This is a genomic window from Pseudohalocynthiibacter aestuariivivens (assembly GCF_018457175.1).
Taxonomy (GTDB): domain Bacteria; phylum Pseudomonadota; class Alphaproteobacteria; order Rhodobacterales; family Rhodobacteraceae; genus Pseudohalocynthiibacter; species Pseudohalocynthiibacter aestuariivivens.
Genome location: NZ_JAGFNU010000003.1, coordinates 129334 through 153634, shown reverse-complemented (window position 1 = coordinate 153634; position 24301 = coordinate 129334). Strand labels below are relative to the sequence as shown.

Annotated in this window: 24 protein-coding genes; 18 read left to right on the top strand and 6 right to left on the bottom strand. The window is 52.8% G+C overall.

Translation table 11 applies throughout. The features are described from left to right. The first annotated feature begins 5 nt into the window (after window positions 1-5). The 9 genes from J4E70_RS06590 (at window position 6) to J4E70_RS06550 (ending at window position 11606) form a co-directional block, all read left to right on the top strand. Window positions 6-1613: an MFS transporter gene (locus J4E70_RS06590; protein ID WP_213888299.1), complete on the top strand. Its 1608-nt coding sequence runs from the start codon at window positions 6-8 to the stop codon at window positions 1611-1613. Window positions 1614-1680: 67 nt separating this feature from the next. Further along, on the top strand, window positions 1681-5415 hold the full coding sequence (locus tag J4E70_RS06585; protein ID WP_213888298.1) for a nitrate reductase subunit alpha: 3735 nt from the start codon (window positions 1681-1683) through the stop codon (window positions 5413-5415). Beyond that, window positions 5412-6941, top strand: coding sequence for a nitrate reductase subunit beta (gene narH, locus J4E70_RS06580; RefSeq protein ID WP_213888297.1), 1530 nt, complete (start codon window positions 5412-5414; stop codon window positions 6939-6941). Before J4E70_RS06585 ends, narH begins: the two co-directional genes overlap by 4 nt. Next, window positions 6941-7642, top strand: coding sequence for a nitrate reductase molybdenum cofactor assembly chaperone (narJ, locus tag J4E70_RS06575; RefSeq protein ID WP_213888296.1), 702 nt, complete (start codon window positions 6941-6943; stop codon window positions 7640-7642). The genes narH and narJ overlap by 1 nt, the downstream gene beginning before the upstream one ends. Before the next feature lie 11 nt (window positions 7643-7653). Continuing rightward, window positions 7654-8343: a respiratory nitrate reductase subunit gamma gene (narI, locus tag J4E70_RS06570; protein ID WP_213888295.1), complete on the top strand. Its 690-nt coding sequence runs from the start codon at window positions 7654-7656 to the stop codon at window positions 8341-8343. Beyond that, window positions 8343-9143, top strand: a complete 801-nt coding sequence (locus J4E70_RS06565; RefSeq protein ID WP_213888294.1) for a peptidylprolyl isomerase — start codon at window positions 8343-8345, stop codon at window positions 9141-9143. The genes narI and J4E70_RS06565 overlap by 1 nt, the downstream gene beginning before the upstream one ends. Before the next feature lie 15 nt (window positions 9144-9158). Then, the gene (locus J4E70_RS06560) at window positions 9159-9725 is read left to right on the top strand and encodes a hemerythrin domain-containing protein (protein ID WP_213888293.1); all 567 of its coding nucleotides are present in this window, start codon (window positions 9159-9161) and stop codon (window positions 9723-9725) included. Further along, window positions 9718-10338 carry a carbonic anhydrase gene (locus tag J4E70_RS06555; RefSeq protein ID WP_213888292.1) on the top strand — a complete coding sequence of 207 codons (621 nt, stop codon included), beginning with the start codon at window positions 9718-9720 and terminating at the stop codon, window positions 10336-10338. The genes J4E70_RS06560 and J4E70_RS06555 overlap by 8 nt, the downstream gene beginning before the upstream one ends. Next, window positions 10335-11606: a molybdopterin molybdotransferase MoeA gene (locus J4E70_RS06550; RefSeq protein WP_213888291.1), complete on the top strand. Its 1272-nt coding sequence runs from the start codon at window positions 10335-10337 to the stop codon at window positions 11604-11606. The genes J4E70_RS06555 and J4E70_RS06550 overlap by 4 nt, the downstream gene beginning before the upstream one ends. 62 nt (window positions 11607-11668) lie before the next feature. Here the strand turns inward: J4E70_RS06550 and tmpB are convergent, their stop codons facing one another. The 5 genes from tmpB to rpsF all read right to left on the bottom strand — a co-directional run bounded on the left by tmpB (window position 11669) and on the right by rpsF (window position 14536). Then, window positions 11669-12265: a (R)-1-hydroxy-2-trimethylaminoethylphosphonate oxygenase gene (tmpB, locus tag J4E70_RS06545; protein WP_213888290.1), complete on the bottom strand. Its 597-nt coding sequence runs from the start codon at window positions 12263-12265 to the stop codon at window positions 11669-11671. Between the two features lie 132 nt (window positions 12266-12397). Then, window positions 12398-13078: a hypothetical protein gene (locus J4E70_RS06540; protein WP_213888289.1), complete on the bottom strand. Its 681-nt coding sequence runs from the start codon at window positions 13076-13078 to the stop codon at window positions 12398-12400. Window positions 13079-13259: 181 nt separating this feature from the next. Then, the gene (gene rplI, locus J4E70_RS06535) at window positions 13260-13895 is read right to left on the bottom strand and encodes a 50S ribosomal protein L9 (RefSeq protein ID WP_213888288.1); all 636 of its coding nucleotides are present in this window, start codon (window positions 13893-13895) and stop codon (window positions 13260-13262) included. Between the two features lie 12 nt (window positions 13896-13907). Continuing rightward, window positions 13908-14135: a 30S ribosomal protein S18 gene (gene rpsR / locus J4E70_RS06530; protein ID WP_039018159.1), complete on the bottom strand. Its 228-nt coding sequence runs from the start codon at window positions 14133-14135 to the stop codon at window positions 13908-13910. Between the two features lie 29 nt (window positions 14136-14164). After that, entirely contained in the window at window positions 14165-14536 is a 372-nt protein-coding gene (gene rpsF / locus J4E70_RS06525) for a 30S ribosomal protein S6 (protein ID WP_213888287.1), read from the bottom strand. A gap of 203 nt (window positions 14537-14739) precedes the next feature. Between rpsF and J4E70_RS06520 the strand changes: the two genes are divergently transcribed. Both J4E70_RS06520 and J4E70_RS06515 read left to right on the top strand, forming a co-directional pair. Further along, a complete protein-coding gene (locus J4E70_RS06520; RefSeq protein WP_213888286.1) occupies window positions 14740-15390 on the top strand; it encodes a hypothetical protein in 651 nt (216 codons plus the stop codon). A 109-nt stretch (window positions 15391-15499) separates the two neighbouring features. Further along, on the top strand, window positions 15500-16081 hold the full coding sequence (locus tag J4E70_RS06515; RefSeq protein WP_213888285.1) for a YceI family protein: 582 nt from the start codon (window positions 15500-15502) through the stop codon (window positions 16079-16081). A gap of 60 nt (window positions 16082-16141) precedes the next feature. On the opposite strand, the gene J4E70_RS06510 is transcribed toward J4E70_RS06515, so the two are convergent. Beyond that, a complete protein-coding gene (locus J4E70_RS06510; protein ID WP_213888284.1) occupies window positions 16142-17347 on the bottom strand; it encodes a cytochrome b/b6 domain-containing protein in 1206 nt (401 codons plus the stop codon). A gap of 157 nt (window positions 17348-17504) precedes the next feature. On the opposite strand from J4E70_RS06510, the gene fabD reads away from it, so the two are divergent. The 7 genes from fabD (at window position 17505) to J4E70_RS06475 (ending at window position 24273) form a co-directional block, all read left to right on the top strand. After that, window positions 17505-18446, top strand: a complete 942-nt coding sequence (gene fabD / locus J4E70_RS06505; RefSeq protein WP_213888283.1) for an ACP S-malonyltransferase — start codon at window positions 17505-17507, stop codon at window positions 18444-18446. Window positions 18447-18547: 101 nt separating this feature from the next. Next, on the top strand, window positions 18548-19285 hold the full coding sequence (gene fabG, locus J4E70_RS06500; protein ID WP_213888282.1) for a 3-oxoacyl-[acyl-carrier-protein] reductase: 738 nt from the start codon (window positions 18548-18550) through the stop codon (window positions 19283-19285). A gap of 167 nt (window positions 19286-19452) precedes the next feature. Continuing rightward, the gene (locus tag J4E70_RS06495; RefSeq protein WP_213888281.1) at window positions 19453-19686 is read left to right on the top strand and encodes an acyl carrier protein; all 234 of its coding nucleotides are present in this window, start codon (window positions 19453-19455) and stop codon (window positions 19684-19686) included. 280 nt (window positions 19687-19966) lie between these two features. Further along, window positions 19967-20710: a 1-(5-phosphoribosyl)-5-[(5-phosphoribosylamino)methylideneamino]imidazole-4-carboxamide isomerase gene (locus tag J4E70_RS06490; RefSeq protein ID WP_213888280.1), complete on the top strand. Its 744-nt coding sequence runs from the start codon at window positions 19967-19969 to the stop codon at window positions 20708-20710. 97 nt (window positions 20711-20807) lie between these two features. Continuing rightward, window positions 20808-22070 (top strand): beta-ketoacyl-ACP synthase II, encoded by a 1263-nt coding sequence (fabF, locus tag J4E70_RS06485; RefSeq protein WP_213888279.1) that lies wholly within the window; start codon window positions 20808-20810, stop codon window positions 22068-22070. Then, window positions 22070-23224, top strand: coding sequence for an endolytic transglycosylase MltG (gene mltG, locus J4E70_RS06480; protein WP_213888278.1), 1155 nt, complete (start codon window positions 22070-22072; stop codon window positions 23222-23224). Before fabF ends, mltG begins: the two co-directional genes overlap by 1 nt. Before the next feature lie 182 nt (window positions 23225-23406). Beyond that, the gene (locus J4E70_RS06475; protein ID WP_213888277.1) at window positions 23407-24273 is read left to right on the top strand and encodes an NAD(P)-dependent oxidoreductase; all 867 of its coding nucleotides are present in this window, start codon (window positions 23407-23409) and stop codon (window positions 24271-24273) included. Window positions 24274-24301 lie beyond the last annotated feature (28 nt).

Below are 24301 nucleotides of genomic sequence, written 5' to 3'. Positions count from 1 at the left end.
TGACCTTGGGACAAGATCTGAGAAACTACACACCAGATGACGAGGCTTATTGGGCATCAACTGGTAAGGCGATTGCAAACCGCAATCTCTGGATATCCATCCCCAGTTTGCTCTGCGGCTTTGCCGTCTGGCTTTACTGGGGGATCATCACTGTTCAGATGATCAACCTTGGCTTTGCATTCGAAAAATCACAGTTGTTCACCCTGGCCGCTATTGCGGGTCTGACGGGGGCAACGCTTCGTATTCCGTCAACCTTCTTTATCCGCATCGCAGGCGGGCGTAACACAATCTTCTTTACGACAGCACTTTTGATGCTTCCTGCGATTGGCGCAGGATTCGCGCTTCAGGATCCAAACACGCCACTCTGGAAATTCCAGGCTCTGGCATTTCTTAGCGGTATCGGTGGCGGTAACTTCGCGTCCTCGATGTCGAATATCTCGTTCTTCTTTCCCAAGAAAATTCAGGGGTATGCGCTGGGCATGAACGCGGGTCTTGGCAACTTTGGTGTGACTACGATGCAGATCGTTATCCCACTGGTGATGACATTCGGTCTGTTTGGTGGTGATGGTCGTGAGTTGGTGAACACCTCCGGAACCCTGATCGGGAAAATCCCGGCAGGGACGGTGACGTATATCCAGAACGCTGGTTTCGTCTGGTTGCTTGCGCTTGTTCCACTGGCCTTCCTTGGCTGGTTTGGCATGAACAACATCCGGGACGAACATGTTTCACCTGAAATACCAAACCCAATCGGGGCATTTGGTACGATCTCTGGAATGTTGCTTGTCGGGTTCGTAACAGCAGCCTTTGGTCTTTGGTTGATGTTGCCAGAGAATGTGGGCGGTTCTGGCTTCATGGTTTCCAAATGGATCGTGTTGCCAATCGTTATTGCGCTGACCGTGTTTTTGCTGAAACTGATCCCCGGACAAGTCGGACAGAACCTGACACGTCAGTACAAGATCTTTGGCAACAAGCACACCTGGGCCATGACCGTGATCTACACGATGACCTTTGGGTCGTTCATCGGTTACGCAGCAACTTTCGCGCTGGCGATCAAAGTTGTCTTTGGCTTCCAGCACCTCGAAGTTGACGGTGTGCTGACGCATAACATTGCCAACCCGAACGGGCCATCTGCGTTGATGTACGCCTGGATGGGCCCATTCATTGGCGCCTTGATCCGTCCTGTAGGTGGGATGATTGCTGACAAACTGGGTGGCGCACGCGTTACACAATGGATCTCGATCATCATGGTGGCTTCGGCACTGGGTGTGGCTTACTTCCTTAAGCAAGCCTATGTTTCGGCAACACCCGAGCAATACTTCTTCCCATTCATGGTGCTCTTTCTGATCCTGTTTGCGGCTACCGGTATTGGCAACGGGTCGACCTTCCGCACCATCGCGGTGGTTTTCAACAAAGAACAGGCTGGCCCTGTCCTTGGCTGGACATCCGCTGTGGCCGCCTATGGCGCCTTCATCATCCCAAAAGTGTTTGGTGAACAAATCAAAGCCGCAACCCCTGAATACGCGCTCTATGGTTTCGCGATTTTCTATGGGGTCTGCATCCTGATCAACTGGTGGTTTTACTTGCGCCCAGGCGCCTACGTGAAAAACCCCTGATCCAAGAACAAGCCTGCCCCCTGCGCAAGTCGCAGGGGGCATGTAAGCAGCAGCTAGGAGAGAAAAGATGAGCCATCTGCTCGACCGCCTGAACTTCTTTCAGTCAAAAGAACTGGACAAGTTTTCCAATGGCCACGGCCAGACCACGCGTGAGAACCGCGATTGGGAAGACACCTACAGAAACCGCTGGCGGCACGACAAGATCGTGCGTTCCACCCACGGGGTGAACTGCACCGGTTCGTGTTCATGGAAGATTTATGTGAAATCCGGCATCGTGACCTGGGAAACCCAGCAAACGGATTATCCGCGCACAAGGCCCGATCTGCCGAACCACGAACCGCGTGGGTGCGCCCGTGGAGCAAGCTATAGCTGGTATCTTTACTCTGCCAACCGGGTAAAAAACCCGCTGGTACGCGGCAAGCTGATGCGCGCATGGCGTAAAATGCGTAAAACCATGAGCCCGGTTGCAGCATGGAAAGCGTTGCAGGAAGATCCGGTCTTGCGGGCAAGCTATGTTCAGACCCGCGGTAAGGGCGGCTTTGTGCGCGCGACATGGGATGAATCAACCGAAATCATCGCTGCTGCAAACGCTTATACCACTAAAACCTATGGTCCCGACCGCGTCTTTGGCTTCTCTCCGATCCCTGCGATGTCGATGGTCAGCTACGCGGCAGGCAGCCGCTACCTCAGCTTGCTGGGTGGTGTATGCATGTCGTTTTATGACTGGTACTGCGATCTTCCACCTGCCAGCCCGATGACATGGGGTGAGCAGACTGACGTGCCTGAAAGTGCCGATTGGTACAATGCGGGCTTCCTGTTGCTCTGGGGCAGTAATGTTCCGCAAACCCGAACACCTGACGCGCACTTCTATACAGAGGCCCGCTATCGCGGCACGAAATCCGCTGTCATCTGTCCGGATTATTCAGAAGCCGCAAAATTTGGCGACATCTGGCTCGCTCCAAAACAAGGAACAGACAGTGCGTTGGCGATGGCCATGGGCCACGTCATTCTGCGCGAGTTCCACATTGACCGGCAAGCCGAGTATTTTGAAGAGTACACCCGTAAATACAGCGACTTCCCGATGCTGGTGAAGCTCGACGAAAAAGACGGCAAACTTGTACCGGGCCGGTTCTTGCGTGCCGACGATCTGCACGGCAAGCTCGGTGAAAAGAATAACCCCGAATGGAAAACCGTTGCCTGGGATGAAAAATCAGGTGGTCTGGTTTCACCCAATGGCACCGTTGGCTACCGTTGGGGCGAAGACGGCGAATGGAACCTTGAAGAACGCGCCAAGGGAAAAGACACCGATCTGAAAATGTCGTTCATTCTGGACGAAGACCATGACGATATTATGGGCGTTGATTTCCCATATTTCGGTGGTGAAGCATCCGAGAACTTCGTGAAATGCGAACATCCGGATGTTCTGACAAAGAACCTTCCGGTTAAGCGCATCAAGTCCGGCAAGAAGGAAATCCTTGTTGCGACCGTGTTTGACCTGTTCTGCGCAAACTACGGTCTTGATCGTGGTCTTGGCGGGGATTGGGTCGCAAGCAAATACTCACAAGACATTCCCTACACCCCTGCATGGGCTGAAAAGATCACTGGCGTCTCTGCCGACAAGATCGAAACAGTCGCGCGTGAATTCGCGCTCAATGCAGAAAAGACCAAAGGGAAATCCATGGTCATCCTCGGTGCCGGTCTGAACCACTGGTATCACATGGATATGAATTACCGCGGTATCATCAACATGTTGGTGATGTGCGGATGTGTCGGCCAGTCAGGAGGAGGCTGGAGCCACTACGTGGGGCAGGAAAAACTGCGTCCGCAAACCGGCTGGCAGCCATTGGCCTTTGCCCTAGATTGGTCACGGCCGCCGCGGCACATGAATTCAACCAGCGCCTGGTATGCGCACACGGATCAGTGGCGCTACGAGCAAATCTCGGCAAGTGAAATCCTGTCACCCACCGCACCTGAGGGTGATTGGGACATCAGCCTGATCGACTACAACATTCGCGCCGAGCGGATGGGCTGGTTGCCGTCAGCACCGCAGCTCAAAACCAATCCTCTGGATGTTGCGAACGCTGCGAAAAAGGCTGGCAAGGAAATTCCGGCATACGTTGCGGAGCAGCTGAAATCTGGCGATTTGCAGATGTCCTGTGAAGACCCGGATGCACCGGAAAACTGGCCGCGTAACCTGTTTGTCTGGCGCTCGAACCTGCTTGGGTCTTCCGGCAAAGGTCACGAGTATTTCCTCAAGCATCTTCTAGGCACCCAACACGGTGTGTTGGGCAAGGACCTCGGCGAAGAAGGCGGCGTGATGCCGAAAGAGGCGAAGTGGCATGAAGACGCGCCGAAAGGCAAACTCGACCTTCTTGTAACAATCGACTTCCGCATGAGCACGACCTGTGTCTACTCGGACATCGTTTTGCCAACGGCCAGCTGGTACGAAAAGAATGATCTGAACACATCAGACATGCACCCGTTCATTCACCCGCTGCAAGCTGCGGTTGATCCGGCGTACGAAAGCCGGTCGGACTGGGATATCTTCAAGACGATTGCCAAGAAGTTTTCAGAAGTCGCCCCGGAAATTCTGGGGACTGAAACCGATATCGTGGCACTGCCAATTCTGCATGACACACCTGCAGAGATTGCGCAGGATCAGGTGTTGGATTGGAAGAAAGGCGAATGTGATCTGATCCCCGGTAAGACCGCTCCAAACTATATTGCGGTCGAACGGGATTACCCGAACCTTTACAAAAAGTTCACAGCAATCGGCCCACTTCTCGACAAGCTCGGGAATGGCGGCAAGGGCATCACCTGGAACACCGAGCCCGAAGTGCAGCATCTGCGTGACCTGAACGGCGTTGTGCTGGACGAAGGAATCTCGAAAGGGATGCCTGTTCTTGAAACGGCTATTGATGCCTGCGAGATGATCCTGATGCTTGCGCCGGAAACCAACGGCGAAGTTGCGGTAAAAGCGTGGGAAGAGCTGTCCAAAGCAACAGGTCGCGAACACGCGCATCTGGCATTGCCCAAGGAAGACGAGAAAATCCGCTTCCGCGATCTGGCAGCGCAGCCGCGCAAGATCATCAGTTCGCCCACATGGTCCGGTATTGAGAGCGAGAGCGTTTGCTACAACGCCGGCTATACCAATGTGCACGAGCTGATCCCATGGCGCACGCTGACAGGCCGTCAGCAGCTTTATCAGGATCACCTGTGGATGCGGGCCTTTGGTGAAGGGTTCTGTGCCTATCGTCCTCCTGTCGACATGAAGACAATCAACTCTGAAATCAACACGGACGAAGGTAAGCCGCATGTTGTGCTGAACTTCATCACCCCGCACCAGAAATGGGGCATTCACAGCACGTATTCAGACAACCTGTTGATGCTAACATTGAACCGGGGTGGCCCTGTTGTCTGGCTTAGCGAGGTCGATGCGAAGACTGCTGGTCTGGTCGACAATGACTGGGTCGAAGTTTACAATGCAAACGGTGCCTTGACGGCGCGGGCTGTTGTCAGCCAGCGCATGAAGGAAGGTACGATCTTCATGTATCATGCGCAGGAAAAAATCGTGAATACACCGGGGTCTGAAAGGACCGGAAACCGGGGCGGTATTCACAACTCGGTCACCCGCGCAACGTTGAAACCTACACATATGATTGGTGGCTATGCCCAGCAGTCTTACGGGTTCAACTACTACGGAACGGTCGGATCCAACCGTGATGAGTTTGTGATTGTTCGCAAGATGACAAAAGTTGACTGGCTCGACACGCCGGCAACCAACGTGGAGGCAGCAGAATGAGAATTCGTGCACAAATCGGAATGGTTCTGAACCTGGACAAATGCATCGGGTGTCATACCTGCTCGGTCACTTGTAAAAACGTCTGGACGAGCCGCGATGGCGTTGAATACGCCTGGTTCAATAACGTCGAAACCAAACCCGGTATTGGCTATCCAAAAAACTGGGAAGACCAGAACAAATGGAATGGCGGCTGGGAGCGGACAAAACGCGGCAAACTGCAACCCAAGCAGGGGTCAAAATGGCGGATTCTGGCGAATATTTTCGCCAACCCGGACTTGCCGGAAATCGACGACTACTACGAGCCGTTTGATTTCGACTATGACCATTTGAAATCAGCCCCGGAAATGACGGCCTTTCCAACGGCACGCCCAAGATCAAAGATCACCGGCGAGCGGATGGAAAAGATTGAATGGGGACCGAACTGGGAAGAAATTCTTGGTGGTGAATTCTCCAAGCGGTCTGCTGACACGAACTTTGAGGGTATTCAGAAAGAAATCTACGGCGAGTATGAAAACACCTTCATGATGTATCTGCCACGGCTTTGTGAGCACTGCATCAACCCGGCTTGCGCGGCATCCTGCCCATCGGGCGCGATCTACAAGCGCGAAGAAGACGGCATTGTTCTGATTGATCAGGAAAAATGCCGTGGCTGGCGGATGTGTGTGTCGGGCTGTCCTTACAAGAAGATTTACTACAACTGGGACACTGGAAAATCGGAAAAATGCACCTTCTGCTATCCGCGGATCGAAAGTGGCAATCCGACTGTCTGTTCGGAAACCTGTGTCGGTCGCATCCGCTATCTGGGTGTTCTGCTTTATGACGCCGACAAGATCGAAGAAGCGGCCAATACGCCAAATGACAAGGACCTTTATCAGGCGCAGCTTGATATGTTCCTTGATCCGCATGATCCCGAAGTTCAGCGCATGGCGCTGGAGCAGGGTATTCCTGGCGACTGGATTGAAAGCGCTAAGGTTTCACCAGTCTACAAGATGGCGATGGACTGGAAGATCGCTTTCCCACTGCACCCGGAGTACCGCACCTTGCCAATGGTCTGGTATATTCCGCCGCTTTCACCAATTCAGAACGCTGCTGAAGCAGGGCAAATTGGCCATGACGGTGATATGCCGGATGTCCGCTCTCTGCGCATTCCGGTTCGTTACCTTGCCAACATGCTGACAGCAGGTGACGAGGAACCTGTGGTTCATGCGCTAGAGCGGATGCTTGCCATGCGTGCCTATATGCGTGCGAAAACGGTGGACGGTGTGATCGACGAAGGTGTTGCAGCCCGTGTCGGCATGTCGGGTCGTGTGATCGAAGACATGTACAAAATCATGGCGATCGCGAACTACGAAGACCGGTTCGTGATCCCGACCACACACCGCGAAACCGTGGAAGAGGCTTACGATATTCGCGGTGGCTGTGGCTTTACCGATGGCAATGGATGTTCACCGGGTATCAGCCAAGGCAGCCTGTTTGGTGGCAAGAAGAAGAAAAAGACCCTTACCCTTCCGTCGGAGGCATTCTGATGATTATGACATACAAAGCGATGTCAGCCCTTCTGAGCTATCCGACAGAAGAGTTGCAATCAGCCAAACAAGAGATCATGGCGGCCCTGACGTCAGAGGGCTTGCTGTCCTCTGATCTGATTGCCGACCTTGATCGCCTGATGGATGAAATTGCCACTGCAGACATCTACGTCGCGCAGGAGCGGTACGTGGAGCTGTTTGACCGCTCGCGCACACTCAGCCTCAACCTGTTTGAGCATGTCCACGGTGAAAGCCGTGACCGGGGTGGCGCGATGGTTGATCTGGTAGAAACCTACAGGGCGGCAGGGTTTGAACCTGCCACCACTGAATTGCCGGATCATCTGCCTGTTTTGCTGGAGTTCCTGTCTGCGCGCCCAATCAGCGAGGGCAAGGATATACTGGCAGATACGGCCCATATCCTGAAGGCGCTTCATACGCGGCTGACACGTCGTGAAAGCAGCTATGCTGTTGCAATGGAAGCGCTGGTACATCTGTCCGGTGAAAAGGTTGATACAGCAGCTGTCGCAGAACTGCTTGAGACGCCGGATGATGATCCGAATGATCTGGAAGCGCTTGATGCGGTCTGGGAGGAAAGTGAGGTCACTTTTGGCCCCGATCCCAACGCAGGATGTCCGCAAGTGCGCGACATGCTTGCCCAGATGGATACCCCACGTAACGCGCCGCCCACGGCGGCAGAATAAGGAGACAGGATATGCATGAGTTTCTGTTTGGCATTTATCCCTACATCGCCCTTACGGTTCTGATCCTGGGGTCCATCGCAAGGTATGAGCGTGATCCGTTCACCTGGAAAACGTCCTCGTCACAATTGCTGCGGCGTAAACAACTGGTGATCGGCTCGACCCTGTTTCATGTGGGTGTTCTGATCATCTTTTTCGGTCACCTTGTCGGGTTGCTGACACCTATTCAGGTGTTCGATGCGCTGGGTATTGGACACGGCTTCAAGCAAGTACTGGCCGTTGTTGCTGGTGGGATCGCGGGTATTATGGCGCTGGTGGGTGGCTTGATGCTGTTTCACCGCCGCTGGACCGATCCGCGTATTCGCAAAACATCGAGCTTTGCAGATATCGCAATCCTTGCGCTTCTGCTGATCCAGTTGGTTCTTGGGCTCGGTACGATCTTTATCTCGCTTCAGCATCTGGATGGTCATGAAATGACAACGTTTATGGCCTGGGCCTTGGGGATTTTCACCTTTGACGGGCAGGCGGCCAGCTATATCTCGGAAGCCGCGCTGATCTTTAAGATACACCTGTTCCTTGGGCTGACGATCTTCCTGCTGTTTCCGTTCACACGGCTGGTTCACATGCTGTCTGTTCCGCTGCGCTATATCACGCGTCCGGGTTATCAGATTGTACGGTCGCGTCGTAAAGAGGGGTCAAAATAATGGCAAAGCCCTTAATGGCGGATGTCGCCGTGAATGGTACACCAATCTCTGCCGCAGATATTGCGGCAGAGGCACAGAACCACGAAGCCCCACAAGGCAAACCGGGGCTCGCGTGGCGCAAGGCGGCCCGGGCGCTGGTGATACGTGAATTGCTGTTGCAAAAAGCGCGTGATCAGGGTTTGAAACCTGATCCCCGCGAAGTTGCGAAAGGCAAGTTTGAAACCGACGAAGAAGCCCAGATCAGGGCTGTCTTGGAAGACGCGATCACGCCGGAAGCCGCCAGCGACGACGTTCTTCGCGCGACATATGACAAGGCGCCTGATCGGTTTTGTGCACCGTCTTTGTTCGAGCCGGCACATATCTTGTTTGCAGTTGATCCAAACGATACCGAAGCCACTGACAAGGCAATGAATAAAGCGAAGGCTACGCTGGAAATTCTGAAGGGAGCTCCCAATCAGTTTGCGCGTATCGCGAAAGACAACAGTGATTGCCCGTCGCGCGGAGATGGTGGTCAGCTTGGTCAGATTGCCAGCGGTGACACCGTGCCTGAATTCGAAGCGGCGCTTTTATCTCTGGATGAGGGGCAAATTGCCTCAACGCCGGTTCTGACACGCTATGGCGTGCATATCATCCGGCTTGATGCCAAAGCCCCGGGTGCTGTTCTGCCTTTTGAGGTTGTGCGTGTTCAAATTGCCGAAGCGTATGAAAAAATGGCATGGGCGAAAGCTGCGCAGCGCTACGTTGAGGAGTTACTGCAGGGTGCTGATGTGACAGGTCTAGACCTTCACATAGCGGCCTGACGTCAGAGAGGACCGATGGAACAAGGGCCGCATGGAATAAGGGGGTCGGGTGAAGACCGCATCGACATCCGTATTGCGGCCGACCCCATCGAATTCTTTGTTGAAGAACACATGCGACAGCGCGTTGTTTGCGCAGACATTGACAGGCTGGCAACGCAGGAACCGGCAGATTCGGACCTTGCGCGCAAAATTCTGGCCCATACGCGGGACGAACTCCCGCTTCATATGCTGGACGAAGAAGAAGATCTTTTTCTTCTTTTGCGCCGCCGCGCGCACCCGGAAGATGAACTGGAAAAAACGCTGTTCCGGCTGGATGGAGATCACGAGGCAGGCAAAGCTTTAGCAGAAAGTGCAGCCGTTGTTCTGGAAGCCGTCAGTGCTGGGAAAACACATCTTACAAAGGCTGAGGCAGCGAGGCTGCACGCTTTTGCAGACCATGAGCGTCGGCATCTGATTGTAGAAAACGCGATTATCCTGCCGCTGGCACGTGCGCGCCTGACAGAGACTGATCGTAAAACACTCGCCCTTAGAATTGCGGCGCGCCGCGGTCTTTGCCTGATACCGGATGAGCCAGATGCTTGATGATCTCTTAAAACGTAATATCAATTGGTCGAGCACCATTCACGCGAACCAGCCCGGTTATTTCAAGCGCCTTTCCACGCATCAATCACCAGAGTTTTTCTGGATTGGCTGTTCTGATAGCCGTGTGCCTGCCAATGTGGTTGCGGGGTTGGATCCGGGAGAGGTGTTCGTACACCGCAATGTCGCAAATGTTGTGCATTCAACCGACATGAATTTCCTTTCTGCACTGGAGTTTGCGGTGGACGCGCTCAACATCCGTGAAGTTATTGTATGCGGTCACTATGGATGTGGCGGTGTTAAGGCCGCTTGCGAGGATATGCCCCACGGGTTGGCAGATCACTGGTTAGAGCCAATACGCAGGCTTGCCGTGACCTATGAAGTGGCTCTGAACCAGATACGTCGGCCTCAAATGCGGCTGGAACGCCTGGCCGAATTGAACGTCATTGATGGGGTGGGGCGTGTCGCCAGTACCCCAATTCTTAAACGCGCGTGGCGACAAAGTAAGGACGTGTCTGTGCACGGGTTGATCTACGGTCTGAAGGACGGTTTGCTGCGCGATCTTGATTGTACCGTGCGCGCTGAACATATATCGAATAACGGGATAACGGCATGATAAATCTTGCAAAAACAAAACCAGTAGGATGTGGATGTGATGATCCGGAACTTTCTGGAAAACTCATTCCTGTGAATATGGCTCTGGAAACCGGGCTTGCACTTGCCGAACCTGTGGCAGAGACCGAAACGGTTCCACTTGCGAAGGCGATGGGCCGCATTACGGCAGAGGCAGCCGTGTCTCCTGTGCCATTGCCACCTTTCAACAATTCAGCGATGGATGGCTATGCATTGCGGACTGCTGATCTTGCGGGGGGCGGGTCGTGGACTTTACCAGTTTCGGGGCGGATTGCAGCGGGTGACCCGGGTTGTACCGGTGCGCCCAAAGGGTCTGCCGTGCGGATATTTACAGGCGCACCCGTGCCGTCTGATATGGATGCCGTCGTGATGCAGGAATACGTTGAACGTATCGGCGCAGAAATTACCTTAAAAAGCAGACCTGAGCCGGGCCAAAACATACGATTGTTGGGCGAGGACATGCCAAAAGGCGGTGCAATCCTTCCGGCCGGAACTGAAATTACTTCGCGTGAGGCCTGCGCATTGGCGGCGTCCGGGCACGGAAATGTAACTTTGCGACGCAAGCTTCGTGTTGCGATATTCTGCACGGGATCAGAGTTGAAAGCACCCGGTGAGGACCTTGGCCCGGGTCAGATCTGGAATTCTAACCGTTATATGCTGCTCGCCGCACTCAACAAACCCTGGATCGAACTTGTTGACCTTGGAACTGTCGAGGATAGCCCTGAAAGCCTGACCAAAACGCTGATCAAGGCAGCGGAAAACGCGGATATGGTTATTTCAACCGGCGGTGTGTCTGTTGGTGACGAAGACCATATGCCAGCAGTATTCCGTGCCGCTGGTGGCAATATTCATGCAATGCGTGTTGCCATGAAGCCCGGAAAACCCGTAGCGATTGGAACAATGGGCGACGCAATCTATGTTGGTCTGCCCGGCAACCCGGTTTCAGCCTTTGTGACATGGCATGTGATTGGTGCGCCTATATTGGCGAAGCGAGCCGGAGCAGCGAAAATTGCGCCGCGTAAAACCACGGTAAAAGCCGGGTTCACTACAAATCGCAGACCGGGGCGTTGCGAGTTTCGGCCAGCCAAGCTGGTGGGATATGATGCAAACGGTACCGAAATTGCTGAGGTGCTATCGCCTTCATATTCAGCGCGTGTCGCTTTGCTTTGCGCGGCTGATGGGCTTGCCCTTATCCCGGCGGATGCTGAAAAGGTTATGGAAGGCGACGTTTTAGAATTTCTGAAATTCTAAGAGCGGATGAGTTTGGTGGTTTTTTTACTTTAAATAACAGATACTAAAGTGAATAAGTTCACCTAGTAACTGCGCTCGCAGTGTTGATCAACAACACGCTGAACCATCGGTGCATAGTAGGAAAAAGGCTGGGTTTTATAGTCAGCGCGTTTGCCTGCCTCATCATAGTAGCGAACTTTAATGATTTCTTTCAGGTTCGGGTTTTGCTCAAAGATCGCGACTTCTTCGGCGTTCATAGGCCCACCCTGAAGGTTCAAAGAATGAACAGAGGCTTCTGAGAGCCGGTTGAAGTATTCCGGCTTTACAGCGCAAAGGTAGCGTTTTGCGGCAACGTGATAGCGGACGCAGTCGGTTACCAGCGTTGGGAAAAACTGCTCTAACACGTCTGCACCGGCTTCTTCGTGCAGCCGATCTTTGGTGTCATCCATCGAAAAGGTACCAAATTCGCTTGTGAAATGGCCGATGTCATGCAGCAGCGCTGCTATGACAATGATTTCAGGCTCACCGGCTTGTTCCGCGAAATGCGCACCCTGCAGCATGTGCTCTGCCATCGTGACAGGTTCACCCAGGTATTCTTCACCCCCTCGACGCTCAAATATGTCTTCCAGAAAGGAAACAATGTTTTTGGGCGTAAGCGTACTTGAAGCAGGATTGGCCATTTCGAAACCCTTAAGACTGTTGTTCGGCAAAACATAACGCTGTGACGAAAACCAAAGCATCGAAGCACATTGCTGAGTGGTTTCAATACTTTACCCGTTTCTGAACTTCAGTCGATTGTAACGAGGGTTTGATTACATATCCAGACGCCAGCCCAGCAGCACTGACAGGCCGCTTTGACTGTATTCGTAATTGCCTGATGCCCCACCGTCCAAAGGAATGTTGGCCGTACCAGTATCGCTGTAGCGGAGTCCAAGTTCGAGGCCCGAAGACTCCGTTATTTCCTTTGACATTCTAAGCCCTAGCATACCGTAGAGGACGTAGTCACTGCTATTACCGGTAACGACGCCATCAGAAACACGAATATTCAGGGCCTGGACACCAAGACCTGTACCACCTTCTAACATCCAGTCAGATTGGCTCCATATCGGCGTCCAAAGATTGGCTGCAAGGCGCTGGGAATTTATGTGTGTATTGTAGAAAAACAAAACTGGACCGGGTGCTCCGGGGAAGCTGTTGGTGACGACATCGCTGTTGGTCACCGCTATTTCGGCTTCGACGGTAATTGGTAAAGTACCCAACCGAAACAAATCTTTGGCGCCGTATGCGATGTAAAGCCCGTTTACGGATGCGTTTCTATCATCGACGTTGCTAAATCCACCGTTAGAATTAAACCCGCCAATGTCGTGAGATGCATCAGGTGTGCTGATCAAGCCAAAACTGAATTGACGTTCTGTGGCATTTGCTTCATTTAACGAAACCCCAATTGCAACGGAAAGCACCAAAGCGGAAAGAAGTGATTTTGAAAGACGCATCTGCTGATCGCTTCAATAATTTTTACGCAACGATAAGCGATTAGTTGCTGATCAGCCAGATGGTGCTCTGCAATTGTTAACTTTTCGTTAACAAAGATGGCAGTAAGGACACAGCGAAAACGACATAAAAAATGCCGCGTGAAGTGTCCACGCGGCATTAAATTTCTGGATGAATTGCAGATCAGTCTTCGTCAGACTCTGCTTTTGCTTCTTCCTCAGGCTCTGCTTCTGCTTTGTCAGTGCCGATATCGTCTTCCAGAGCAGCGGAACCGATATCATCGAAAAGTTCGGAGATTTCGAATTCTGCTTCCGCTTCTTCTTCAGCAGCCAGTTCCCGGATGGATTTTCCAGCAGCCTGCAGGTCAGCTTCTTCAGCCGAACGCGCGACGTTGAGGCTGATGGTTGCATCAACTTCCGGATGAAGGTGGACGGTCACATCATGTATGCCCAATTCTTTAATTGGGGCGATCAGGATGATCTGCTTGCGATTCACGGTGAAACCGTTCTCGGTTGCTGCGTCAGCTGCGTCACGTGTTGTGACAGAGCCATAGAGCGAACCAGAATCAGACGCAGAACGAATCACGATGAATTGCTGACCGTTCAGCTTTGCAGCCATCGCTTCGGCTTCTGTTTTGGTTTCGAGGTTTTCGGTCTCAAGCTGCGCTTTGCGCGCTTCAAACGAAGCAATGTTCGCTTGAGATGCACGAAGCGCTTTGCCCTGAGGCAACAGGAAGTTGCGTGCGTAGCCGTCTTTGACTGCTACCACTTCGCCCATCTGGCCAAGCTTTGCGACGCGTTCAAGAAGGATTACTTGCATTGTGCTTTCTCCTTACTTCACAGCGTAGGGCAGCAAGGCGAGAAAGCGAGCGCGTTTGATGGCGCGTGCCAGTTCGCGTTGCTTTTTCGCGGATACGGCCGTGATGCGCGATGGAACAATTTTGCCGCGCTCAGAGATGTAGCGCTGCAGCAGGCGGGTGTCTTTGTAATCGATCGCAGGGGCATTATCACCTGAGAAGGGGCAAACCTTGCGACGACGGAAAAATGGTTTAGATGCCATGGTTTATGGTCCTTTCCTAATCTGCAAGATTAACGGCGTGAGCCGCGATCTCCACGATCACCGCGGTCGCCGCGATCATCACGTTTTTGCATTTGCACGGATGGGCCTTCTTTATGCTCATCAACCTTTATGGTCAGAACGCGCATCACATCATCATGCAGTCGCATAAGGCGTTCCATTTCCTGAATGGCCGGTGCGGGTGCATCGGTGCGCAGGAAGGCAAAGTGACCTTTGCGGTTTTTGTTAATCTTGTAGGCCATCGTTTTGACGCCCCAATATTCGTGGTCAACAACGTTTCCGCCATTGTCCGCCAATACGGTTCCAAAATGTTCGATAAGACCTTCGGCTTGCGTGCTGGATATATCCTGACGCGAGATAAAGACATGCTCATAGAGCGGCATGTGTATTCCATTCATTTTAAGCGCACTTCAAAGAGCGGGGACTGAACCCTTCCACGACCCACTCACGAGAGGCTGCACTGGTTCCGAAAATTGCGGAAGGAAGCGGCCTTATAAGACGGTCGTGAAATTGATGCAAGGGTGCCTAATTTTTGCCCTGTTAGACGCGCAGGAATAAGACCTGGATAGATCAGGAGACCTGGAAAATGCAAATTAACAGCAATCCAACCGACGTTGCCAAAGAAGCCCATTCACGCAGCCTGAATGTCGACGAAACCTATTGGGGTTACATTCTGCGAGATAAGACAAGGCAGAAATCGTCAGAGATTATTACACAAGCGCTGGTCGGTTTCGTTGGGTTATGTGCTGTTGTAGCGGCTTTGGGTCTTTGGGTCTTACCTGGTTCCTTTATGGGAAGCGACGTTGCCGTCCTTAAATTGGGAATGACCGTTATTCTGTGCGCACTTGGCGTTTTGGCGCTTTGGTATGGTACGACAAGTCAGAAATATGAGCTGCAGGTCGACCTGAACAAAGGTGAATTTCGTGAAGTTTTGCGGAGTAAAAAGGGTCAGACCACCCAAATTGCTAGACACTCCTTTGACCAGGTTGGTAACATTTTCGTGGTTCGCCAGCAAGATGATGAAAAACGGGCAACATTGGTTTTGCAGATCTCTGACGATGAACAAACAGTTGAAAGTGTCGAAGCGCTGGAAACTGAGCTTTTGGAAATCCAGAGCCGTTTGAGTAAAGATATCAAAGGTGTAACGCCGCGGCCCGGTATGCATAAAACGACCAGAAATGAGCGGCAGACTGCTGCTGGCGTTGGTAAGGCTGCAGCTCTTGCAATGGGGCAGTAGCCCGGGAACTGTTCAAATTTGAACATATAATGTGACAGTATAGTGAATTGCGCACAGTTCCTTTGAGTGGAAAAGAAAAGATATCTTTTTTGTTTAGGGACGACATCACATGAAAACTGCATTACTCGCCGCTGCTTTTGCTGGTATCTCAACAATTGCGAATGCTGGCGTTGGCTCAGCCGAAAAATATATGTTGGATGGTGGCCACAGCCAAATCGTATTTTCCTACAACCACCTCGGCTATTCGACAACTTACGGGATGTTCTCGGGTTTTGAAGGTGTTGTCGTGTTTGACAAGGATGAGCCTGCAAATTCAACTGTTTCAGTTTCGATGCCTCTTTCGTCAATGCTGACAGGTTGGCAGGCCCGCTTTGACCATTTCATGACACCAGATTTTTTTGATGCTAGCGCAGAAGAAATGATCAGCTTTGAATCAACCGGAATTGAAGTAACAGGTGAAAATACCGCGCTGATCACAGGTGACCTGACGCTGAATGGCGTGACAAAACCTGTTGTTCTTGATGCAAAACTTAATCAGGCGGGAATGCACCCGATGGCCAACAAGGACTGGGCTGGTTTTGACGGCACAACAACCTTGCTGCGGAGCGATTTTGGCCTTGGCAAGTTTGCGCCGTTTGTAAGCGACGAAGTAGAAGTCATGATTTCTATCGAAGTCGGCAAAGCAGAGTAAGCTGAAAACATCGTTGAAAAAGATTGGCCGCCGGTAAATCCGGCGGCCTTTTTATGTACCTTAGTCGTTGCGCAAGGCATTCAGTTCGATCGACACTCCAACCGAAAAGCCAAGCGAAGATTCATCGGGCATGTTGCTGCCAATCCCAAAATCAAGCCGTTGCAGCGTCGTGTTCGCATTCATTCGTACAGCGTCTTCTTCGATGCGAAGCGAGAAGGGCAGTGTGATCGGAACTTCAATCCCTTTCAGTGTCAGCGTGCCCTCTGCGACATACCCGTCAGGAACCGGAAAAATTTTGGCCAAAAAGACCGCCTGCGGGTGGTTTTGCACATCGAAGAAATCTGGGCCCATGGCCTGATCCGTGACAGAGCCGAGGGATAAACTCGTAGTGTTAACCGTAACTTTTACTGATCCCGGGTTTTGAAGCCCCGGTGTATCGTCAAACGTAATGTCCGCTGACCATTCGCCGAATTCGCCGGTAACATCGCTTCCGAATTGTTTGATCGTCAGGCTTAATGTTCCCTCGCTTACTTTCCAGTTTCCTGAGGATTCCTCCAATTCGGTGGTCGGGGTGACCTCTACCGTTTCAAGACCTGGGAAATACCAGAGAAACGCGCCGACTGTCAGGGCGAACGGATATACAGCAACTGCCCCAAGGATGGGCAGGCGGTTTTTATGGTCTGGCAATAGTGCAGGTAGTGGCGGCTGACCAGGCAGCATCCGGCGCAATGTCGCGTCTTTATCTATCAAATGGTGTTTGACCGCGCCTGCGATATGCAACAGCACAGAGAAAGCCAGAACCCGCTCAAAGCTAAAGTGAAGCGAAGCGAACAGATGCGCAAGATGCGTGTCTTTTGGAACAAACGGCAGTTCCTGACCAAACGGCCACCAGATTGGCGCAAACCCTGTTGTGGCGGCATGATGGATCCAGCCCGTCAGGGGTACCAGCAGCAGGGCAGAGTAAAGCAGCCAGTGAATTGTTTCAGCAAGAAACGCTTCAGCCTTGTGATCTGCGTTCAGCAGGCGCGGTTTGGGCTGCGTTAACGCCCAGAGGATACGGGTCAAGGCAACAAAAAATGCGGTAACACCCAGCGTTTTATGGATTGAAAACAAAAGCGCTTTAAAAGCAATCTCTTCTCCGGTCGAAAAAGGTGCGCCATGTGCGATAATTCCGAGCGGAATAAGTGTCAGTATAAGAAGGGCGGTCAACCAGTGAAAAATTTTGGTGACGGCGCCAAAGCGTGTGGATGTATTCTGAAGGGCCATAAAAGTCTCCGGATGTGTCGCAGCACATTGGGCGGGTCGAGCGGTTTTTTCAACGCCTTTGACGCACATTCCCTCTGCAAGAATGCAGCCAATTGATTGCAGCATGGCTTTGCGCGCGGTATCTGCTAGAAAAACCTAAATATCACGAGGAGACATCATGAGCCGTGCATTTGTTTTTCCGGGTCAAGGCGCCCAAACGATAGGGATGGGTCGTGCCCTTGCCGAGGCATACCCGGCAGCGAAGGCCATTTTTGACGAGGTGGACGAGGCCCTTGGGGAAAAACTGAGCGCGCTGATCTGGGAAGGCGACCAAGATTCGCTAACGCTGACGGAAAATGCACAACCTGCACTGATGGCGACCTCATTGGCGGCAATGCGCGCGCTTGAGGCCGAAGGCGTTACAACAGCGTCAGCGTCTTATGTGGCGGGGCATTCGCTGGGTGAATATTCTGCCTTGGCAGCCGTTGGAGCCATCAGCGTTGCGGATACGGCGCGCTTGCTTCGCATCCGTGGGCAGGCGATGCAACAGGCCGTGCCTGTCGGCGTCGGTGCCATGGCGGCACTCCTTGGGCTGGATTTTGCTACAGCGACCGAAGTGGCCTCTGAGGCGGCACAAGGACAGGTCTGCCAGGCTGCAAATGACAATGATCCTGGTCAGGTTGTTGTGTCAGGCCACAAAAAGGCGGTCGAGCGCGCGCTGGAGATTGCGAAATCTCGCGGTGCTAAACGCGCCGTTTTGCTGCCGGTGTCTGCCCCTTTCCATTGCGCCCTCATGGAACCCGCTGCTCGCGCAATGGAAGAAGCGCTTGCAGGTGTCGAGGTTTTGGCACCTGCTGTGCCGGTTGTGGCGAACGTTAGAGCTGCAGCAGTGAGCGATGCGTCAGAGATAAGCGATTTGCTGGTTCAACAGGTTACCGGGTCCGTGCGCTGGCGCGAGTCCGTACAATGGATGGCGGATCAGGGCGTGAGCGAAATATGGGAAATCGGTGCAGGCAAGGCCTTGTCCGGAATGATCCGGCGTATCGACAGATCTGTCGCAACGCGTGCAATCGGAACACCGGAAGACGTGTCCGCAGTGATTGAAGCTTTAAAAACCTAAGCACGTATTTGCACGCGAAGGCGTTGGGCAATGCGAATTAACAAAAGTGACGCAGCAGGCCTTTGAGGGCAGTTGCCAAATTTAGAAAGAGGGACAGGTATATGTTTGATTTGACGGGGAAGAACGCGTTGGTCACCGGAGCATCCGGCGGGATAGGCGGCGCAATTGCGGCGGCGCTGCACGAAGCGGGTGCCACGGTTGCTCTGTCCGGTACGCGTGTTGACCCGCTTGAGGCTTTGGCCGCAGAGCTTGGAGAGCGTGCACATGTTTTGCCCTGCAATCTGAGCGACGCCGAAGCTGTGACTACGCTCCCCAAACAAGCGGCTGAGGCGATGGGAAGTGTTGATGTACTGGTCAATAACGCGGGCATCACACGTGACAATATCTTCATGCGTATGTCGGATGAGGAATGGTCGAGTGTGTTGGAGGTGAACCTGACATCAACGATGCGCCTGTGCCGCGGCGTGATGCGTGGAATGATGAAAGCGCGTTGGGGACGGATTGTGAATATCAGTTCAGTTGTCGGCGCAACCGGCAACCCGGGGCAGGCGAATTATGCAGCCTCAAAGGCAGGCATGGTGGGAATGTCAAAATCCATCGCTTACGAAGTCGCGAGTCGGGGAATCACCGTCAACTGTGTTGCGCCGGGGTTCATAACGACGGCGATGACAGAAAAACTGACGGACGATCAGAAAACCGGGATATTGACGAATGTCCCTGCCGGGCGCATGGGGGAAGCGGGTGAAATCGCGGCCGCAGTTCTATACCTTTCCAGCGCCGAAGCAGGGTATGTCACAGGAACGACCTTGCATGTGAACGGTGGTATGGCCATGTTGTAGCAACCCTTTTGGGCTTCGAAAGCGTTTGCCTTGGCGCATCAGTATGCTATAGGCGGCGAAGATTTTGCTGGACGTTCTGAACGTCAGGCAGTCCCGCGCATCGGGACATGAGCGGCCGGAAGGTCAAGAGAAAATCGGGCCAGACCCGAAAACTGTGAGGAAATAAAATGAGCGACATCGCAGATCGCGTTAAGAAAATCGTCGTTGAGCACCTCGGTGTGGAAGAAGGAAAAGTCGTCGAAAACGCTTCCTTCATTGACGACCTTGGCGCAGACAGCCTTGACACCGTTGAATTGGTTATGGCGTTTGAGGAAGAGTTCGGCATCGAGATTCCGGATGACGCAGCCGAGACCATTCAGACTTTTGGCGATGCGACGAAGTTCATCACCGAAGCTTCCTAAGCTTATTTAAGCAACCAAAATTGATGACGGCGTCCCTTTTGGGGCGCCGTTCGTCGTTTTAGACCATGTTGTTTGTTTGCGTGTCTCTATAGACGGCCTCAAGATCGAAACTTGATCCATCAAATTTACGATAGCATACCCAGAAAGGTGATCTGACGATTGACAGAACACGCCTCAAGGGAGCTAATAGAGGAAGAGTTAGATCGAAACGCCAAGTTGCCTGAGCGTGTAGATTGCCAGGTAAGGGCTTTTGAACGTCGTTCGACGTGAGGAGGATCTTATGATTATCTATCCAACAATAGAACTACAAAAAGGCCGCTGTGTGAGCCTGAACCGTGGTCGTCTGGATGAGCCAATGATTTGGCATGTAGATCCGGTCGAAAAAGCGCGTGAATTTGCGGTGGCGGGCGCAGAATGGATGCAAATAACAGATTTCGATGCAATCGTCGGGGATGATTGTAACGAAGATTTGATTGCGGAAATCATTCTGACAGCCGGGATTCCGGTGCAGATTGCCGGAGGCATTCGTACGCAAGAACAAGTTAGTGGATGGATCGAGAAGGGTGCCGGACGCGTTGTCATTGGCACGCTTGCCGCGCTTGACCCGGTTCTCGTCAAAAGACTGGCGCGGCTCTATCCGGACCAGATCGTACTGGCTGTCGACGTCTGGCAGGGCAAAGTGATGACGGAAGGCTGGAAAACGTCCAGCGCCTTTGAACCTGCTGCGTTTCTTGAAGAATTTGATGGCGTCCCTTTTGCCGCGATTATTATCACAGATATTGATGCAGATGTTGAAGACACTGAAGCCTCTCTTAGCCTGGTCTCGGCGTTGGTTGGACGGACACGCACGCCTGTTATCGCCAACGGGCTTGTACGCGTTGCTGATGACGTTTCGCGCTTGAAATATGCTGGCAACGTTGCTGGCGCTATTGTAAGTCGCGCTCTGTTCCGCAAAACGCTAAGCCTCGAAGAGGCTTTGGCAGCCGCGCGATCAGAGGTTGAGAGCGTTGCGGAATTTATCTGACGGCAGGAAACCACAACTTCTGAGAGCTTTGGCTTGCCCCTCTTACCCAAGGTGCGGTATCCGTTCTGGAACTTCGGGACAGAAGAGGGACTAAGGCATGCGTCGAGTCGTTGTAACTGGAATGGGAATTGTCACGCCATTGGCCGATGGCGTGGAAGCAACCTGGCGCCGTCTTCTGGACGGCGAGTCGGGGGCGGGGTTAATCACACGTTTTGATTCGGCGCGCGTCGCGACGAAATATGCTTGTGAAATTCCGCGTGGCAATGGCGACAACCATACGTTCAATCCGGACAAATATATGGAGCCGAAAGAACAGCGTAAAGTCGATGATTTCATCCTTTACGGCATGGCAGCGGCTGTTCAGGCGGTTGAAGACGCGGGCTGGCAGCCCCAGGACGAAGCAAGCCGTGAACGCACGGGTGTTATGATTGGATCTGGCATCGGTGGGCTGAGCGCAATTGCCGACACTGCGATCTTGCTGAACGAAAAGGGACCACGACGGGTTTCGCCCTTCTTTATTCCAAGCGCGCTGATCAATCTGGTTGGTGGTCAGGTCTCAATTCGTTTTGGTTTTAAAGGGCCAAACCATGCAGTTGTGACGGCCTGTTCTACGGGCGCGCATGCAATCGGTGATGCAGCCCGTCTCATTCAGTGGGGGGACGCGGATGTGATGGTCGCCGGCGGCGCTGAAAGCCCGATCAGCGAGATTGGCATTGCCGGTTTCAACGCCTGCAAAGCGCTTTCCACCAAATTTGCGGATGACCCAAAATCAGCCAGCCGACCTTATGACAGTGACCGTGATGGTTTTGTTATGGGCGAAGGTGCCGGCATTGTTGTCCTCGAAGAATATGAGCACGCCAAGGCGCGTGGTGCAAAAATTTACGCCGAGGTTCTTGGGTATGGTTTGTCGGGTGACGCGTATCACATTACCGCACCGTCCTCTGACGGAAACGGCGGCTATCGTTCGATGAAAGCAGCGCTTGCGCGTGCCAATGTAAGCCCCGGTGATATTGACTATATCAACGCGCATGGCACATCGACCATGGCGGACACCATCGAACTGGGCGCTGTAGAGCGTTTGATGGGGAATTCGGCTGCAAAAGCGACGATGTCTTCAACCAAGTCAGCCACAGGGCACCTTTTGGGCGCTGCGGGAGCGATTGAAGCAATTTTTTGCATGCTTGCGATCCGGGATCAGATCGCACCACCGACGTTGAATTTAAACAACCCAGAAGTTGAACCAAAACTTGACCTTGCGCCGTTGAAAGCCGTGAAACGCGAAATCAACATTGCACTTTCAAACTCTTTCGGATTTGGCGGCACCAACGCCTCGTTGGTGGTTGGCAGGGTCGCTGACTGATGTGGCGTCATTTTGCCTCTAACGCGTTGACGATGCTGGTGCTGATCGTTTTTGTGGCGGGCGGTGTGATTTTATGGGCCAAGAACCAGTACACGCAACCCGGACCACTGGCAGATGCGATTTGCCTTAGGGTCGAAAGCGGCTCCAAGATCCCCTCGGTTGCAAGGCAATTGAATGAAGAGGGTGCAATCAGCAATGAAACGATCTTTAAGATCGGTGCTGAGTACTCGGACAGCGCGAGATCACTAAAAGCAGGTAGTTTTCTGCTGCGTGAAGGGATTTCCATGGCGGAAATCAACGCAATCATTACCGGAAGCGGGCGGTCAACCTGTGGCACAGAGGTAAATTTCAGGATTGGCATTTTGCGCAATCAGGTTGTTGTGAGCGAGCTTGATCCGGAAACCAACCGCTATGTTGTTCGTGTGTCGTTTGATCCGGCAGAGGATGCGGTTCCTACAGATTATACTGAGGTGCGTGATGATCCGGATGTACGTTTCCGCGTAACATTGGCGGAAGGTGCCACAAGCTGGCAGATCACCGAAGGGTTGAAAGCGGCGGATTTTCTGGATGGTGAAGTTGCCGGGGTTCCGGTCGAGGGCACATTGGCACCGGACAGTTACGAGGTTGCGTCCGGAACGGTGCGCAGCGCGCTGATCACGCAAATGAGCGAGGCTCAGAAAGCGATTCTGGAAGAAGCCTGGCGCAACCGCGCAGCGGACCTTCCCTATGAGACAATCGAAGAAGCATTGATTATGGCGTCGATTGTCGAAAAGGAAACAGGCGTACCAGAGGAACGCGGGCAGGTTGCCTCGGTCTTTGTGAATCGGTTGCGTCAGGGTATTCGGCTACAAACTGACCCGACGGTGATTTACGGAATTACCCTGGGTCAGGGATCGTTGGGGCGTGGCCTGCGCCAAAGTGAACTGCGGCGCGAAACTCCTTGGAACACTTACCTGATCGACGCGCTTCCACCGACACCAATTGCAAACCCCGGAAAGGCCAGCATAGAGGCTGCGCTCAATCCGGAGGAGACAGACTATCTGTTCTTTGTCGCGGATGGATCGGGTGGACATGCGTTTGCCAAAACGTTGGCAGAGCACAATGAGAACGTCGCGAAATGGCGCGCAATCGAGGCGGAACGCAGCAACAATTGAGCAACCTGAAGAAGGTAAAGCCGCCGCGACACGGCTAGATGGTGGAGGCTTGCTATGTGGACGCAACGAGGTTTGGTTAGCTTATTGGGTCCACGACAACCAGTTGCTGATAGTTGTTTGGAACCGGTGGAAGTTGACCAAACTCTGTTAGGGTACCACTATACCACTGGGGGGCAGTAATCATGAGTGATGTAACGATCATTGGACTTGGACTGATGGGATCGGCGCTGGTGAAAACATTCCAGCAATCAGGTTACAATTTGACTATTTGGAACCGCTCGGCCAGTAAAATGAAACCCTTGGTAGGCGGCAGAGTTGTCGGCGCGCACGACGTTGATCAAGCTGTGCTGGCAAGTCCGGTTACGATTATCTGTATAGATCACCACGATGCCACGCGTGCAATCCTTAGATCTAATCAGGTTGCACAGCGTCTTAGCGGACGAATTTTCGTTCAGCTCAGTACATGCTTGCCAAAGGAAGCAAGAGAATCTGAAAGCTGGCTTTCTAGTCATCAGGCTGAGTATCTGGATGGTGCAATTCTTTGTGGGCCAAACGATTTGGGAACTGAAAATGGGCAGTTGCTGATCTCCGGGAAAGCGGAAACCTATAAGAAAGTGGAAAAGCTGATAGGCGGCCTTGGCGAGAAGATCGAGTATCTTGGAGAGAATGTCGCAGCAGCTTCGACATTAGACCTAGCATGGCTATCAACACGTTTTGGTAGGTTCATGGGTATTATTCACGCCGCGAATTTGTGTCAGTCAGAGGCTGTCGGGTTGGATAAGTTTACTTCTCTATTCCCGGATGATGAGCAGATTCAACATCACGCTGGCACTATACGAGATGGTACCTTCGACCAGAACACCGCGACGCTCAAGGTATGGCAAGCATCGCTTGAACTTCTTCGGCAGCAAGCGCGTGATGCACGGATAAACACGGAGTTTCCTGACCATGTTGGCAGCTTCTTCGATAGGGCGATTGAGGCAGGTTATGAAGAAGAGCATGTCATGGCCTTGTATAAGGTCATGCGGGACACAGGCCCGCCCTTATAATGGTGAGCTTACCACGCGTTTTGTCTGT